Origin of the sequence: Streptomyces sp. PA03-6a (assembly GCF_033792765.1) — a bacterium.
In the GTDB taxonomy this organism is placed as follows: domain Bacteria; phylum Actinomycetota; class Actinomycetes; order Streptomycetales; family Streptomycetaceae; genus Actinacidiphila.
The window spans coordinates 1-15488 of record NZ_JARAVK010000032.1 but is presented as its reverse complement, the minus strand read 5'-3'; the positions used below and the strand labels follow the sequence as shown (position 1 = coordinate 15488).

Sequence of the window (15488 nt, the reverse complement as noted above, 5' to 3'; positions counted from 1 at the left end):
TGCCCCTTTCGCATGTGACCGGTCCCTGACCGGCAGGTCGCCCAGGACGACGGTCGGCTTCGGGAGCTACTGACGGATGTTGATGGCCTGGACCGCCTCGGACTGTGCGACTGCCGCCGGGGAGGCGACGTTGGCCGACAGCGATTCGTTACGGGCCTTCACGTGCGCAGAGTTGAGCGACTTGTTGGTCAGCCTGAAGGAGCCGAAGTCCTCGCCCCAGCCGCCGTAGCCTCCACGGCCGTAGCCGCCACCGCCGTAGCCTCCACGGCCGTAGCCGCCACCGCCGTAGCCTCCACGGCCGTACCCTCCGCGGTCGTAGCCTCCACGGCCGTACCCCCCGCGGCCGTAGTTCCCGCGGTCGTGACCTCCGTGGCCGTAGCCTCCACGGCCGTGGTCTCCGCGGTCATGGCCCCGGCCACCGTAGCCGTTGTCCCAGCCATCCCCCGAACAGGTCGCGGAAGTGGCCAGCGCCGTACCGGCCAGGGGAACCCCCATGGCTGATACCGCCAATGCCACCGTAGCCGCGGCTCGAGCAAGACCTTTCACTGCATTCCTCCCTTGGAGATAGGAATTTCCTGATGCGAGACCGAAGCTAGCCGATGCCCATCCGGAAGTCATTCACGCTTCGCGGTGAAAGTCGGCCAAACGGGCACCACCGAGAAATGGGCGACGGTGCCCAGGAGGCCGCAACCCTGGCGTTTCCCGAGCTCAGGCCCCATGTCGTCCCGCTGTGCGAGATTTCCCGGGTTCCGCGTTGATACACCTTGGAGTGAATCCGGCACGGGCTCTCAACGTCGATGAAGCGTTGCGGGACGGGATAAAATTAATTCATTCAATCGAGCCAAATTTGGCAAAGAACATGCCATTTCGGATTCCCTGGAGGGATATTCCGGCGCAACAAATGCGGCCCGAGCAGCGAGGATCGAAAAATTGGACAACTTGAAATCTGGGGCGGTGCCGAATCCAAACTTCCCGGTGTTCGCCGACGGGTGCGGTCTCGGCAGTGCGAGTGGCGGGCGTCACGGCGTCCCGGCTTGACGTTCACACTAATGTCAACCTTTAGCTTCGGTTCAGTAGCTGCAAGCCAACTGAACGGCGCAAGGAGACATCGCCATGCCCAAGGCTCTGACAGGACGGACTGCGCTCGTAACCGGAGGGTCGCGGGGAATCGGTGCGGGGATCGCTCGTGAACTGGCGCGCGAGGGTGCAAACGTCGTCATCACCTACCGGACGTCGCGCGAGCAGGCGGAAGAGGTCGTCGCCGACCTGGCCGCTCTCGGGGCGAAGGCGCTTGCCGTGCAGGCGGACCAGTCCGTTCCCCACGAGGCGTCGACCGCTGTCGAACAGGCTGCCGAGTTCCTGGGCGGCCGGATCGACGTGCTGGTGAACTCCGCCGGTGTAGCCGTCATGGGCACCGTCGACCAGTTGGACCTGGACCTCCTCGAAGGGGTCCAGCAGATGATGGCCACCAATGTGATGGGCACCGTCGTCACCACGCATTCCGCATCGCGCTATCTGCCCGACGGCGGGCGCGTCATCCTGGTGGGAAGCATCGTCGCCCACCGCGTCCCGGTCCCTGGCGTCGCCGAGTACGCGGCGAGCAAGGCGGCGATCGACCAGCTCGGCCGCGGGTGGGCGCGCGACTTCGGCCCGCGCGGCATCACTGTCAATGTCATACAGCCCGGTGCGACCGACACGGACATGAACCCCGCGGACGGGCCGAACGCCGCCCCGCAGGTGGCCATGACACCGCTGGGGCGCATGGGCACCACCGAGGACATCGCGAAGGCGGTCGTCTTCCTCGCCAGTGAGAACGCTGCGTACATCACAGGCGCCCGGTTGGCCGTCGACGGCGGATACAGCATCTGACTCGGGAGCAGCACCCATGACGCGCGGGGCTCCGGTGTCACGACGACAGTTGACGGGACCGGAGCCCCGCCACTGGTGGCTCCGTCCGTTGCGGCGTCCTCCGGCCCGCCGTCGCCTCGCCGGTGGCTTCAGCCTCGTGCCGCACCGGTAGCGGCCGCCGACAGGTGAGCGCTACGCCGCGTGAGTCCCGCCGCTGTCACTCCGCGACCAAGACGAGGACTCCATCCGTGGTCGTAGGCGTGGCGGCCGTGGCGTCCTCCTGGAAGCGCAGGTATGCCTCGATCGCGCGCTGGTTGCGTTGCAGCACGTCGATGCGCCGTTTGATGCTGCTGAGTTGACGTCGCAGACCGTCCAGGTCCTTTGCGTCCGGGCACTCCCGGGCGTGCGCATCGCCCTCGGCGGACTCGAAACAGGGCAGGACCTCGCGGATCATCTCCGTCGTCAAACCGACTTCGAGGAGTTCGCGGATCTGCAGTACGCGGTCGATGGCCGGCTCGCCGTACGTGCGGTATCCGTTGGGGCTCCGGAACGGCGTCAGGATGCCGACCTCTTCGTAGTAGCGAAGCAGCCGCGGCGCGACACCGGTCTTCGCGGCCAGTTCTCCGATCTTCACATTGCCCTCCCTTTGCCAGGCGTCGCGCGGACGGTGTGCCTCGTCGTCGCGCAGGTGGGCGACCTTGCCGTCTGCTATTGAACCTTCACCCTACTCGGCCACTGGAGTTGATCGAGGCCCGGCGATCCGCGGCACTCATCGGCTCGGGCCCATCCGGTCCTCCCTGTCCGAAGGAATGCAGCAAAGCCACGCGAATTCATTCGTGCACAATATGACGCAAATCGCAGCGTAGGCCACTGGCCGCTGTACCGTGGGAGACCTGCTTGGCAACGCCTGCTCGCGGTCGGTTTGGGAGAGAGCTCGCATGGCAATCCGGTTTGATGTCAATTCGCTGGCTCCCGGTGATCGCGCGGATGCCATCCGTGAACTCTCGCGGTCGGTGAACGGCCGAATAGAGGTGGACCTTCCTTCGGACCCGACGCGCCTGAGGGCAGTTGCGAACATCAACACGCTGGGTGCGGTGGAAGTCTCGGGAATCGACTGGAACGTGGCCGGCCTCCGGCGGGCAACCGCTGCTGTGAAAGAGGACATGGTGCCGCATGTCTTCGTCGTTCTACAGCAAACGGGGGTCACCCGGTTGGGACAGGGAGGCAAGCATGGAGTGATCCGAACGGGCGATCTCACGGTGATCGATAATGCGAAGCCCTATGAGATATTCTTCGGCGGCACCGTGCATGCGGTCGTCGTTCGCGTTCCCATGCACATCCTGGGGCTCCGATCGTCCCTGCTCGGTCAGGTCGCAGGTGCGCGAATCGGCTCGAAGCCCCCGCTCGTAGGTTCCGCGGCAGCGTTCTTCGCTCGGTTGGCCCGTAACCGGGCCGCTGTCGGCGAGGCTGAGGCCGCCTTGCTCGCGCAGCCCTGCGTCGACCTGATCAGGGCGGTGGCCACTACGAGCCTCGGCCGTGCCGACCTGGCCGGAGGGCCTCTGCACAACACACTTCTTCAGCGCGTCAAGGAATACGTCCGTCTCCATCTGGCGGAATCCGACCTGACTGCCGCACGTATCGCCGCCGAGCATCATGTCTCCGTACGTCAGCTCTACCTGACCCTGTCCCGTGCGGGAATCGCACTAGGCGACTGGATAAGGGCTCAGCGCCTCGAAGAGTGCAAGAGGGAACTGGCCTCGCCCGTGCATCGATTCATGACGATCGAGGCGATCGCTCACCGGTGGGGGTTCGTCAGCGCACCCCATTTCAGTCGCGTGTTCAAAGCGGCGTACGGCATGAGCCCCCGCGAGTGGCGATCGGAACAAGCGGCAGACTGAACGGACCAATTCTCCGATGTTGCCAAGGTAAGCGGCAAGCTGGCCGTCGTATTGCCTTGGTGTGCACGGATCCGCCCGCCGACTTGCCTCGCCGTGCAAGGATTCTGGTCCGACGCCTGGTCTCGAGGAGTCGGCCGCCCTGAGCGTCGGCGCCTCGGCCGCATGACGTGCTGCGGACGCCACGCACCCCCGTCGGAGGGCGAACGCTGCGGATGAAGGCGACCGGCGGGCGGCTCACCAGCGCCTGACTCTGGCGGTGCGCCAGCGGGCAACTTACGTCCATCGCTGGATACATCCGGCATTTTGCCCTGGTTGCCCTTCTCGATTGCTTCGTCCTACTGTCCCTGCCGACGACGTCGTTGGCGCCGAGCCTGCGAGCTACGCGACGAGGGGGGTGCCCCGGGAGGGCCACCTCGCGTGCGCTTTCCTCGGTGGACTCCATACCGGAACCGTGCGGGGGCTTACGGCGCGCGTCGCATCCCGGCGCCGGGCACAACTTCCGTGCCTGAGGTGCGCCGTACCGACGAAAGGCACGACATGACCAAGATCGCGATCATTCTCGGCAGTACCCGCCCGGGGCGCAACGGAGCCGCCGTGGCGGACTGGGTTCTCGGTATCGCCAAGCAGCGTTCCGATGCGGAGTTCGAGCTCGTGGACCTGGCGGACCATCCGCTGCCGCTCCTCGACGAGGCGCTGCCCCCGTCGTTCGGGCAGTACCAGAACGACCACACCAAGGCGTGGGCGTCGAGGATCGCCGAGTTCGACGGCTTCGTGTTCATCACCCCGGAGTACAACCACTCCACCACGGGCGCCCTGAAGAACGCGCTCGACTACCTGTACGCGGAGTGGAACAACAAGGCCGCGGGCTTTGTGGGCTACGGCTCCGGCGGTGGCACCCGCGCCGTGGAGCACCTCCGCCTCATCGCGAGCGAGCTGCAGATCGCCACGGTGCGTGCGCAGGTCGCGCTGTCCCTCCTGGCCGACTTCGAGAACTACAGCGTCTTCAAGCCGGGCCCGCACCACCAGTCGACCGTGGAGGCCATGCTCGACCAGGTCGTCAGCTGGTCGAAGGCCCTGCAGCCGCTGCGCGCCGACGCCTGATCAGCCGCTGTCCGAGTGCCCCGTCTCCCCGGTCCGCCCTGCTGAAGTATCGGACGGGCGTCGCGCGCTACTCGGCGAGGCGGGGTCCCGGCCGACAGGCCGGTCGCGCCAGGTGCGGACGGCCGGGTCCGAGGTGCCTGCATCAAGGCATTTTAGATGGCGTATGTAATGTAAGAATGTTTTCACAAGGGATCCCATGACTTTTGACGTTCCGTTCGCACGGGTCTCGTCCGCGGAGGCGGCCGAACTCGCATCGCTGGTGAGCGGTCCGGTTCTGCTGCCCGGCGACGAGGGTTACGACGCCGAGTGCCAGATCTACAACCTGAACGTCCCTCTGGAGCCCGCGCTCGTGGTCGGTGCCGCCAACGCGGCCGACGTACGGGCGGCGATCCGCTTCGCGGCCCGCCAGGGCCGGCCGGTGACGGTGAAGACCACGGGGCACCAACAGGTCCACCCTGCCCGGGGCGGCGTTCTGATCAGTACCCGGCGTATGAAGGGCATCGTCGTCGACGCCGGCCGCGGACGCGCACGGGTCGAGGCCGGAGTGATCTGGCAGGAGGTGATCGACCGGGCCGCCGACGTCGGCCTGGCCCCGATGAGCGGCTCGGCTCCGCTGGTGGGCGTAGCCGGCTACACCCTCGGGGGTGGACTCAGTCCGGTCTTCGGCCGGAGCCGGGGATACGCGGCGGACCATGTCCGCTCGCTGGAGGTGGTGACCGCCGACGGCGAGCTGCGACAGGTCACGGCGGACAGTGATCCGGAACTCTTCTGGTCCCTGCTCGGAGGAAAGGGCAATTTCGGCGTCGTAACCGCCTTGGAGTTCGACCTGTTCCCGTTGACCCATTTCTACGGCGGCGGTATCTACTTCCCCGGCGAACGACTCTCCGATGTGCTGCACACCTGGCGCACCTGGCAGTCGGACATGCCGGAGGAGATGTCCTCCTCAGTGGCCGTGCAACGACTCCCTCCGCTTCCCGAGTTGCCGGAACCCCTCCGGGGGGCGTTCGTGGTACACGTACGCATCGCCCACCTCGGTCCGGTGCCCGAGGGCGAGCGGTTGATCGCACCCCTGCGCGCGGCCGCCCCGGCGCTCATCGACACGGTGGGGGAGATGCCCTACACCGCCATGGGCGCCATCCACATGGACCCGCCGACGCCGATGCCCTACTACGACCGCACGACGATGTTGCGCGCGTTCCCCGCCGAGGCGGCCGACAAGCTGATCGAACTGCTCGGCCCCGGGTCGGACTCCCCGCTGGTGAGCGTCGAGATCCGCATGCTCGGCGGTGCGCTCGACCGTGAGCCCGCGGTACCCAACGCCGTCTCCAGCCGAGGGCTTCCCTTCGTCCTCTTCGGATTCGGCGTGGGTGCCCCGGACAGGGCCGAGTTCCTGGGCGGCAAGCTCGAGGAGGTGATGAACGCGATGGAGCCCTGGGCGGACAGGCGCAGGATGGTCAACTTCCTCTCCGTCGAAGAGGCCACCGACCCCGAGCGGTTGAGCGAGGTCTACGGCGCCGAGCGCTACCGGCGTCTGACTGCCGCGAAGAAGGCATACGACCCGACCAATGTGTTCCGGGTGAACCACAACATCTTGCCCGGCTGACGAGGAACCAGGGGCCGGGAGCGTCTGCCCGGCCCCCAGCGGTCCCGGCGAACCGTCAAGGGCGCGTGGGAGCAGGGCCCGTGCCGCCTCCTGAGGGGGATGGGGGCATCACACGAGCCCGGCCCGCAGGGCCTGTCCTTCCTCCTCCATGGGTTCGTCGGCCTGGTAGGAGTGCTCGGCCCAGATGGTCTTGCCTTGCGGGTGATGGCGGGTTCCCCAGCGCTGGGTGAGCTGGGCGACGATGAACAGTCCCCGGCCGCTTTCGTCGAAGGTGCGGGCGCGTCGAAGGTGCGGGGATGTGGTGCTGCCGTCGGTGACCTCGCAGGTCAGGCCTGTGGGGCAGCGGATCAGGCGCAGGCGTACCGGTGGCTGGGCGTGACGGATGGCGTTGGTGACCAGCTCGCTGGCGATGAGGACAGTGGTGGGGGTGGCACCGTCCAAGCCCCATGTCCTCATCTTGGCCGTGACATGTTTTCGTGCGGCAGAGACGGCCGCCGGGTCGGCGGGGAGGTTCCAGGTCGCCACGGTGGTGCCGTCGAGCGTGCGGGTACGGGCGGCGAGCACGCGCGACTGGCGTGGCGCTCCCGCTGCCACAAGGGCTTCCAGAGCAGTACGGCAGGTGTCCGTGAGCGAGGACTCCGGCTCGACGATGCGTTCGGGCACCTTGAGCCCATCGGTCTTCGTCTCGGAATCGGGTGGCGCGACGGAGTGCGTGTGCAGCAGGAGCACGCTGCCTTTCCTGAGCCGGATTTCGGCGGTCCCGACCTTCGCTCGCGTGCGACCGAGCGGTACTCCAGCAGGAAGGTCGACGGCAGTGATCACACCATCGGGGGCGATGACGGAGGGCGCAGGATGCCCGGCGCAAGCGAGGGCGCACTCTGCGGTGACGGGGTCGTAGACGGCGTACAGGCAGCTCGCCGTAACGTCACGGGCACTCTCGTCCGGCCGCAACCGACGTATGACGTCGTGGAGGTGGGTGAGCACCTCGTCCGGTTGCACGTCGATGTCCGCCAGCGTCCGCACCGCGGCGCGAAGTTCGGGGACCAGGGTGGGGGCTGGGTCTCCGTCCTCGGCCACGCTGCCGGCGACCAGCGCCACCCGGGCTCCGGACAGTGGGATCGCGTCCAGCCAATGAGCCTGCGGCGGCCTTCTGTCATCAGCCCGACAGTATGCGAGCTCCACGGCGGCGGGTTGCGGCAAGCGCCCGGGCGGCAGTCCACCCGCCGGCAGGGAGGCGCATGGGTCGCCGTGGGCCTGACGTGGTGCGGAGACGACGCGGCCCGTCTCCTCACCGCTTCCGGGGCGTACAGCGAAGACGCACCCGGCTTTCTGGCGGAGCCGGACTCGGCAGATGAACAGGCTCATGCCCAGAGACAGGACGGCTGCGGAGATGACGACCGTCCGGCCTCCGTCCGACACGCCTGGAATCGCGAAACCGTAGATGGCCACACTGGTCGCCAGCGTGGAAGCTCCGACGATCAAGGTGTGCCTGATGGGTAGCAGAGCTGCCGCCATCAGCGGTGCCAGGACCGAGTAGTCCGACCAGCGGACCGAGCCCACTGCAGAGGCATCCAGTTGCAGTGCGCAGGTCGCAGCGAGATAGACGGCGAGCAGTGCGCTCGGGTGCCGGAGCGGGAGGAGTCTGGGTGTGGCCATCCTCGTCACCGTCCCTTCTGATGTGGTGCGCAGTGCCTGCGAGACGGTGCGCATGTTTGTGGCGCAAGGGTCGGGGTCTTTGCGCGACGTGCGGGTTCTCGGGCTGTGGACGTTCACGGTGGCGTTTGTCCGGTCTGGACGGGGTGCGCTGGATGATGGACAGCGACAAGGGCCAGGTCGTCCTGGAGGTTCCTGCCCGCGTGTCGGTCCACATCGAGGCTGACGTGCTGTACGAGGCGGCTGGGGCAGTCCCACGTCCATGTATCGGCGCGGTCGAGGACGGGGAAGAACTGGCCGGCGGAGTCGCGGGCCTCGGCCAGGCCGTCGGTGTAGAGAAGCAGGGTGTCTCCGGGGCCGAAGGCGACGGTGTCGAGGCAGAAGGCGTTGGGCGTGTCTGCTGCAAGCCCCAGCGGCGGGGCGGGCCGGGTGACGGGAAGCAGGGTGACCTGGTTGCCCTGGCGCAGCAGGGGTGGTGGGTGCCCGCAGCTGACCACTCTGGCGACTTCTTCGTCGTCGGGGAGTTCGATCAGCAGCGCGGTGATGAACCGCTCGTTGCTGTCGGGGGCGATACGGGTCAGCTCGCCCAGGTGCCTGCGGACGCTGCGTTCCAGGGAGGCCGCAAGTTCCGGGAGTGTGCGGTGCTGCTGGGCTGCCTCACGGAAAGCGCCCAGGACGGCGGAGGCGTCGTCGATGGCCGGGAGGCCCTTTCCGCGGACGTCTCCGATGAGGACGCGTGTGGTGCGGTCGGTGCGGGCGGCGGCGTACAGATCACCGCCCACCAGCGCGTGTGCCGCTGCCGCGCGGTACATCGAGGCGACGTGGAAGGGGCCCAGCTCCGGGGGGATCGGCCGTAGCAGCACTCGTTGGGCTGCTTCGGAGACAGCCCGTACCTCGGCCAGTTCCCGCAAGTCGCGGTCATGCAGGGCCCGGGAGACGATGACGAACGCGGAGACTATGAGAACTGCTCCGATGTGAATGGGCAGCAGTGGTGAGTGGAGCAGGCCGTCGTGACGGTCCACGAGGAGCACTGCCGCGGCCGCCATGAGCGCGATGACGGCCGTGAAGCGTGTTCGTGCGAATGTTCCCGTGCACGTGGGGGCCGCCACGAGCAATGGGGACAGGTGAACCGCAAGGGGGGCGAATGACGCACCCGAGGTGATGGCCGCGATCAGTAGGAGCGGAGGCACTGCGTGGCCGCGCATGCCCAAGGGCCCGGTGCCGCGGCCATGGGCTTTCGGCCGTTGGGGGACTTCGGCGCCGGATGCTGGGAGTGAGCGGGCCCCGTCATCGGCCGCGCGCTTGGTGACGGGAATGCGCGGGGCGAGGTGCATCACGGGCTTTCGTGCCATTTCGCTTTTCCGTATGGTGGAAGTGGTTTACCGATATGCGATTCAACTGTGCGACGTGCGGTTCGGCACGTCAAGCGAGCCGTTTCCCTCTCGTCCGGCCGGCACAGAAGGCGCCACGTGGCACCCTTCACGCTTCACTGCGGGGAGTTTGAAAGGCACTTGGGCGACGCCAGGGTCTGCTGAGGTTTGGGTGACGGGTTGGGTCGCGTGGCCTTGAGGGCCGGTGTGGTCATGGCGGTCTCGTATGAGGGCGGTGGGTGCCGGTCGGCAGGCGGCTATGGCGGAGGATAGACAGCAGGCATAATCTTAGAGTCGGGGTGTCGGCCCGCTGGTCGTCGTAACAGCCCGCGGCGGGGCAGATGACCAGTCGGTATTACGGAGGGTGGTAGATGAGTCGCGTATCGCAAGCGGAAGCGAAGGTCAACCGGGAGCGAACGGTGGCCGCGGCTTCTCGGCTGTTCCGTGAGGACGGTGTCGCCAAGGTCGGCATCGCGGATGTGATGAAGGCGATCGGACTCACTCAAGGCGGCTTCTACAAGCAGTTCGCCTCCAAGGCCGCGCTCGTCGACGAGGCGACCGCCAAGGCGTTCGCCGACAACCTGCAAGACCTCGTGACTCTGGACCACGAGGCTGGGGGGCATCAGGCGGCGTGGCAGTCGCTGCTCGAGTCCTACTTCTCCGTCGAGCATCGCGACAACCCCGGCACTGGTTGTCCCGCAGCCGGCTTCGCGGGCGACATCGCGCGTGAGCCCGGGCACAGGGAGACCTACGCCAGGGGCGTCGAGGAACTCGCGGGGTGGATCGCGCCTGGTGACGCCGGCCTGGCCGCCTATGCCACGCTCGTCGGCGGCCTCCTTCTTGCCCGTGCCACCGCAGGCACGCCTTTGTCGGAGCAGATCCTGCAGGCGGCACATGCAGCGGTGGCCAGGGCCGCCGACAGTGGTGAGCCGGCAACCGGCTGACGTGCACGCCACCCCAGTGTCCTGAACCGCTTGACGCCCCGCAGCGCCGACGCCGCGGTACGGCGTCCTGAACTCGTGGCCTGTCCCGCCGCCCCTGTCCCGGCGGGCCCGCGCTTGGCCGTCATCGCGACCGGTGGCGAGTGAATCACCGCCTCCCCGGCTGTTCCTGGCCGTGACGTGGTTCCGTTGCCGCCGGTCTGGCGGCCCGGCGGCCGGCAGTGCGTGAAGCCCAGTGGACGGCTGACGTGGTGACATCGCCGGGAACGGCCGCCGTTGGACCGAGCACCTTGGTGCTCGGGACGTCGGCACCGGCCCCCGCGCGCCCTGGCGTCACTCATGGGCGACAGGCGGTACCCGGGCTTCGCCTGCAACTCCGGTCCTGACGGCCTTCGACTGCGAGACCCGGCCCTACGGGGCGTGGTGGCAGTTCGTTGACCGGGTTCCACCGCGCCAGGTCGGGAAGCGGAAGGAGCCCTTCGCCGAGGTGCTGCACGGCGAACAGCCGGCCGTCATGTCGGCTCCCACCCCAAGGCGCAGGGGGCGAAGGGGCGGCGGGCCGGGGGCGGTTGGCCCCCGGCCCTGGCGAAGAGCGTGCTTGCCCCGGATGTCAGCCGGCGTAGCGTCCGGCGGGGCGCGTGAGGGACAGACCCGGGATGAGTTCCTGGCGGGCGTTCTCGTACTCCTCCCACCTGGCGTACTCCGGCAGCGAGGGGATCGTGACCAGCTCGCCGGCGTCGAGGCCGGCGAGCGCGGCCCGCGCGGCATCGCGGGGTGCCATGACGGCCTCCTTGGGCAACTGGTCCAGTTCGATGCCCGAGCCGTCCCAGATCGCCGTCTCCAGCGCTCCCGGCACCACCACCTGCACCCGGACACCGGAACCGGCGAACTCCTGTGCCAGAGCCTGGCTGAACGCGATCACATATGCCTTGGTCCCGCTGTACGCCGCACCCACCGGCAGGATGTTGAGGGCGAGGGCGGACGACACATTGACGATCGTGCCCGAGCCCCGGCTGGAGAACGCCCGCGCGGCGGCAGCCGCAAGCCTGGTGGCGGAGGTCAGGTTGAGCGTGATCAGCCACTCCAACCGGTCCGGGTCCGCCGCGGACAGGGGGCCGAACAGGGCGCTGCCGGCGTTGTTCACCAGCATGTCGATCGAGAGGTCGGCCGCCAGGCGGTCCTCGACGCTCCGCATGCCCTTCGGCGTGGCCAGGTCGGCGCTCAGCACCGAAACCCCGATGCCGAAACGCTCCGCAAGGTTCGCCGCGGAAGACTCCAACCGCGCCTCGTCACGGGCGACGAGGAGCAGGTTGTGCCCCCGCGCCGCCAGCTCCTCGGCGTAGGCGGCACCCAGACCGGCGGTAGCGCCGGTAACGAGCGCTGTCCCGGGCTTCTGTGTGGACATGGTCGTCCTCATTTCTTCAGTAGATGTCACGCGTTAGATGGTGAGCTTAATCTAAAGCGCCCGCGGTCGTCCGGAATCCGGCCGTCCGTACCTGTCGGTCGGTGAGGGCCTCTACCGCGTCGCCGACGCCGCCGAGCGGAAGGGTGCCGGATGCCGGACCGTGCCGGGCGCCCTCCAAGCCCGGCCGGGCGGGCCCCGCAGGAAGCCCGGCAGCCTCGCCGCGGGCTTTCGTGACGGTCCGTCGGTTCTTCCGGTGGGCCGCCTCGGCTTCGCGTGCGGGTGGCGGGCAGGCGGCGGGCCCGGGCCCATCCCATAGATCATTAGCGACATCTATCACGTGGACGTTGCGCAGTGAGGGCCTGGATGATGGGCCCGTACATCATGCCCAACGCATCACCTGCCCTATGAGGTTCGGATGACCCTGCCGTCGCTGTTGCTCGTGCCCGGAGCGTGGCACAAGCCCGAGCATCTGCAACTCCTCGTCGATGCCCTGCCCGGCATCGATGTCCGCACCGTGGCCCTCACCTCGTGTGGCAACGATCCCAAGGCGCTGGGCGACATGTACTCCGACGCGGCAGCCATCAGGGCCGCGGTCGAGGCGATCGGCGGACCCGTGGTCGTCGTCGCGCACTCCTACGGCGGCGTCCCCACCACCCAGGCGCTCGCCGATGCGCCCAACGTCAAGAGCATCGTCTACCTCGCCGCGTTCCAGCTCGACGCCGGGGACTCCCTGCTGTCGAGCGCTGGCGGCGACCCGGCACTCTGGTGGGAGTTCCACCGGCAGGAGGGTGTCGGCGACTTCCTGACCGTCGCGAACCCGGTCGACGTGTTCTACGGCGACGTGGACAGGGGCGTTGCCGAGAAGGCGACGGCGGCCCTGGGTTACCAGTCCTACGTCGCGACCACCCAGAAGCTGACCGCGGTCGCCTGGCAGACGATTCCGAGCACTTACATCATCTGCGAAGCAGACGGCGCCATCCCGCCCTTCGTCCAGGAACTCTTCGCGAAGCGCGCCGACAGGACTCTGCGGCTGAACAGTTCGCACTCGCCCTTCCTGTCGCAGCCCTCCGCGCTCGCCGAGCTCATCAGGCACGAACTCGGCCTGCACTGAGCCGACCGCCCTTGCCGCCCGCCAGTCGCGTCCGCTGCGGCCGGCGGGCCCCAACCGCTTCCCCACGGCTCCGCGCATTGCCGCACGCCGGGCAAGCAGGAGATGCGATCTCGTGACCTGGTTCCTTACGGACAAGCCCGAAGTGTTTCGCTCCGAGGCGGGGGCATTCCTCGCCGCACGTCCCGACCGGCACACCATGCTGCTGTCCGGACTCGACACGATCGAGCAACTGCGCTCCGGGGGCAAACCCCCGCCCACGGTGCTGGGCTGGTGGCGGGAACCGGATGAAGCAGCGACGACGGCCGCGTTCGTGTGGATGCCACCGCACATGCTGACCGCGAGCCGCCTCTCCCAGAGCGCGGCAACGCACCTGGCCGGACTCCTGTCCACCCAAGCCCAGCCGTTTGCACAGCTCCTGGCCGACGACTCATCGGTCCGTGCCTTCTCCGCAGCGTGGCAGACGACCACCGGCTCCGCGCCCAAGAGCGGACCGCATCTTCGCCTCTATCGCCTTGACCGGCTTGTGCGCCCTGGAGTCGCACCGCCGGGGGCACCGCGGACGGCGACCGACGGTGACCGGGCTCTGCTCCGCGAGTGGTGCACCCGTTTCGTCGCGGAAGCCGGCTCGCTCGGAGCGGATCTCGACGCATTCATCGACGAGCGGACGAGCAGGGGCGGCTGGCGGTTGTGGACGGTCGGGGACGAACCAGTTGCCATGGCCGCCATGACGTCGGTGGTGGCCGGAACGGCTCGCCTCACCCCCGTCTACACCCCGCCCGAACAGCGCGGCCGGGGCTACGGCTCCGCCGTCACCGCAGCCGTTTCCCAAGCAGCACGCGACGCCGGTGCGGAACACGTACTTCTCTTCACCGACCTCGCCAACCCGACGAGCAACAGCGTCTACCAGCGCATCGGATACCGGCCCGTCTCGGACTACCGAATCGTGGTGCCCTGACACGCAAGATCAATGAATGACCGTGCCGGACAGGCAGGTTGCGCACCGCTCCGCCGGAGCCTGCGAGGCGTTGGCAGTCACGAATCACTCGACGCAGCCGCCGGCACCGTCGACGGCCACCGGCAACGCCCGGCGCGGAGACAACGACCCCACGGCTGGATCACACGGTCGGCAAGGCATCGCTGTGAAGCCAGCCGGACAAGCCACGGGATACCCTCGGGCCGCTCAGGTCCGAGGCTTTCGGACAGAGGTAACACCCATGACGGACGTATCAAGCAGCGCTGATGAACCGCTCACGGCGGGCGCATCCCCGGGCAGCGTCCCGCGAGAGCTGTGGCACCCCGGGGGCATGGCCCGCGTGACCGCCAACTTCCGGCAATACCTGACCGGATGGGGCATGGTGGACCGCGCTGACGGTGATCTCGAGTACTTCCGCAGCGGGCTGGCTCAACCACAGTTCAACGGAGTGGTCCGTGTCCGCTCCCTGGATGCGGTGGAGCAGTCCACCGCCATCGCGCGGGACCGGCTCGCGGGAGTGCCCTGGTGGTGGTGGGTCGGCCCGGACAGCCCCGCAGGCACGTCGTCCGCCCTCGCCGAGCGTGGGGCGAAGGAGTTCACAACGATCCCCGTGATGGTCAGACCGCTCGACCAGGCGGTCGATCCGATGGAGCCACCGGCCGGCCTGCGGATCGAGGAGGTGACCGATCACGGTCAGCTGCCGGAACTGGTTCGCACCTACAGCGCTTCCATGGGCGTCGCACCGAGCCTCGAACCCGACATCGTGCGGATCGAGTCGCAGCGCCGGGACAACGCGGACATCGTCCGCCTGGCGGCGGTTCTCGACGACCGTGTCGTCGGGACGACCGTGGTGATCGCAGCCCACGACGTGGCCGGGATCTTCCTCGTCCACGTCGCGGACACGCACCGCCGACACGGCATCGGCACAGCTTTGACGGCGGCGGCGCTCCGCGTGGGCCGAGATCGCGGTATGGGGCTGGCCGCACTCGGCGCGAGCCCGGCCGGCGAGCCGCTGTACCGGCGATTCGGTTTCGTCGAGGTTTCGCAGTACCGCCTCTTCACGTTCCCCGCCTAGGCCGTGTCGTCAAAGTCCCGCCTGCCCAGCGGCGCCTGGCACGGCACCTCGCTGCGTTGTCGAATCGTCCGAGTAGCCCACTACGAGGACGACTCTCCGCATTGCGATGCACCGCACCAGACGCCGCTGGGCCCGCCCTCCGGGCGGCCGGCGCTCCTTTGACGACACGGCCTAGCGTGATCTGCCACCCCGAGGCCGGGACCATGGCCCACGAGGTCATGTGGATCACGGTCGGCGGCGGGTGCCCATCACGGTGATCCTGTGCCTGAGCGCTGCGATGCGCAGGCCGGTTCGCCGTGGTTGGCGGCATCGCAGTACCAGGCGGCCAACTCGTCGGGTCGCGCCGCCGCCCCGCGGAAGCCGTGGGTCAGTCGGTGGGGGTGATGTGGCCGTCGCGGAGTTCGAGGACGTGGTCGGCGAGGGCGAGGAGCTGGGGGTCGTGGGTGGCGACGAGGGCGGTGACGCCTTCGCTGTGGACGACGGCGCGCAGGAGTTCCATGACGGCGCGGC

At 68.3% G+C, this 15488-nt stretch carries 13 protein-coding genes; 8 read left to right on the top strand and 5 right to left on the bottom strand.

The features are described 5' to 3' along the window. Positions 1-66: 66 nt before the first annotated feature. A complete protein-coding gene (locus PV350_RS10815) occupies positions 67-495 on the bottom strand; it encodes a hypothetical protein (protein ID WP_500333481.1) in 429 nt (142 codons plus the stop codon). Positions 496-1113: 618 nt separating this feature from the next. Here PV350_RS10815 and PV350_RS10810 point away from each other — a divergent pair. Then, positions 1114-1869 (top strand): SDR family NAD(P)-dependent oxidoreductase, encoded by a 756-nt coding sequence (locus PV350_RS10810; protein WP_500333480.1) that lies wholly within the window; start codon positions 1114-1116, stop codon positions 1867-1869. Positions 1870-2065: 196 nt separating this feature from the next. On the opposite strand, the gene PV350_RS10805 is transcribed toward PV350_RS10810, so the two are convergent. Continuing rightward, complete coding sequence (locus tag PV350_RS10805; RefSeq protein WP_499510122.1) at positions 2066-2482, bottom strand: MerR family transcriptional regulator; 417 nt, start codon at positions 2480-2482, stop codon at positions 2066-2068. Between the two features lie 304 nt (positions 2483-2786). Between PV350_RS10805 and PV350_RS10800 the strand changes: the two genes are divergently transcribed. The 3 genes from PV350_RS10800 to PV350_RS10790 all read left to right on the top strand — a co-directional run bounded on the left by PV350_RS10800 (position 2787) and on the right by PV350_RS10790 (position 6450). Beyond that, positions 2787-3746: a helix-turn-helix domain-containing protein gene (locus PV350_RS10800; protein ID WP_500333479.1), complete on the top strand. Its 960-nt coding sequence runs from the start codon at positions 2787-2789 to the stop codon at positions 3744-3746. Between the two features lie 537 nt (positions 3747-4283). Then, a complete protein-coding gene (locus PV350_RS10795) occupies positions 4284-4847 on the top strand; it encodes an NADPH-dependent FMN reductase (RefSeq protein WP_500333478.1) in 564 nt (187 codons plus the stop codon). Between the two features lie 196 nt (positions 4848-5043). Continuing rightward, positions 5044-6450, top strand: a complete 1407-nt coding sequence (locus PV350_RS10790; protein WP_499510119.1) for an FAD-binding oxidoreductase — start codon at positions 5044-5046, stop codon at positions 6448-6450. A gap of 108 nt (positions 6451-6558) precedes the next feature. Here PV350_RS10790 and PV350_RS10785 read toward each other — a convergent pair whose 3' ends face one another. Beyond that, the gene (locus PV350_RS10785) at positions 6559-8106 is read right to left on the bottom strand and encodes a SpoIIE family protein phosphatase (RefSeq protein ID WP_500333477.1); all 1548 of its coding nucleotides are present in this window, start codon (positions 8104-8106) and stop codon (positions 6559-6561) included. Between the two features lie 113 nt (positions 8107-8219). Next, positions 8220-9149, bottom strand: a complete 930-nt coding sequence (locus PV350_RS10780; protein ID WP_500333476.1) for a PP2C family protein-serine/threonine phosphatase — start codon at positions 9147-9149, stop codon at positions 8220-8222. Between the two features lie 695 nt (positions 9150-9844). Between PV350_RS10780 and PV350_RS10775 the strand changes: the two genes are divergently transcribed. Then, positions 9845-10417: a TetR/AcrR family transcriptional regulator gene (locus PV350_RS10775; protein WP_499510116.1), complete on the top strand. Its 573-nt coding sequence runs from the start codon at positions 9845-9847 to the stop codon at positions 10415-10417. 607 nt (positions 10418-11024) lie between these two features. Here PV350_RS10775 and PV350_RS10770 read toward each other — a convergent pair. Next, positions 11025-11819: an SDR family NAD(P)-dependent oxidoreductase gene (locus tag PV350_RS10770; protein WP_500333475.1), complete on the bottom strand. Its 795-nt coding sequence runs from the start codon at positions 11817-11819 to the stop codon at positions 11025-11027. Positions 11820-12234: 415 nt separating this feature from the next. Here PV350_RS10770 and PV350_RS10765 point away from each other — a divergent pair, with 415 nt between their 5' ends. The 3 genes from PV350_RS10765 (at position 12235) to PV350_RS10755 (ending at position 14978) form a co-directional block, all read left to right on the top strand. Then, positions 12235-12930 carry an alpha/beta hydrolase gene (locus PV350_RS10765; protein WP_499510114.1) on the top strand — a complete coding sequence of 232 codons (696 nt, stop codon included), beginning with the start codon at positions 12235-12237 and terminating at the stop codon, positions 12928-12930. 112 nt (positions 12931-13042) lie between these two features. Further along, the gene (locus PV350_RS10760) at positions 13043-13885 is read left to right on the top strand and encodes a GNAT family N-acetyltransferase (protein ID WP_500333474.1); all 843 of its coding nucleotides are present in this window, start codon (positions 13043-13045) and stop codon (positions 13883-13885) included. Between the two features lie 349 nt (positions 13886-14234). After that, positions 14235-14978 (top strand): GNAT family N-acetyltransferase, encoded by a 744-nt coding sequence (locus tag PV350_RS10755; RefSeq protein ID WP_499510112.1) that lies wholly within the window; start codon positions 14235-14237, stop codon positions 14976-14978. Positions 14979-15488: the final 510 nt, after the last annotated feature.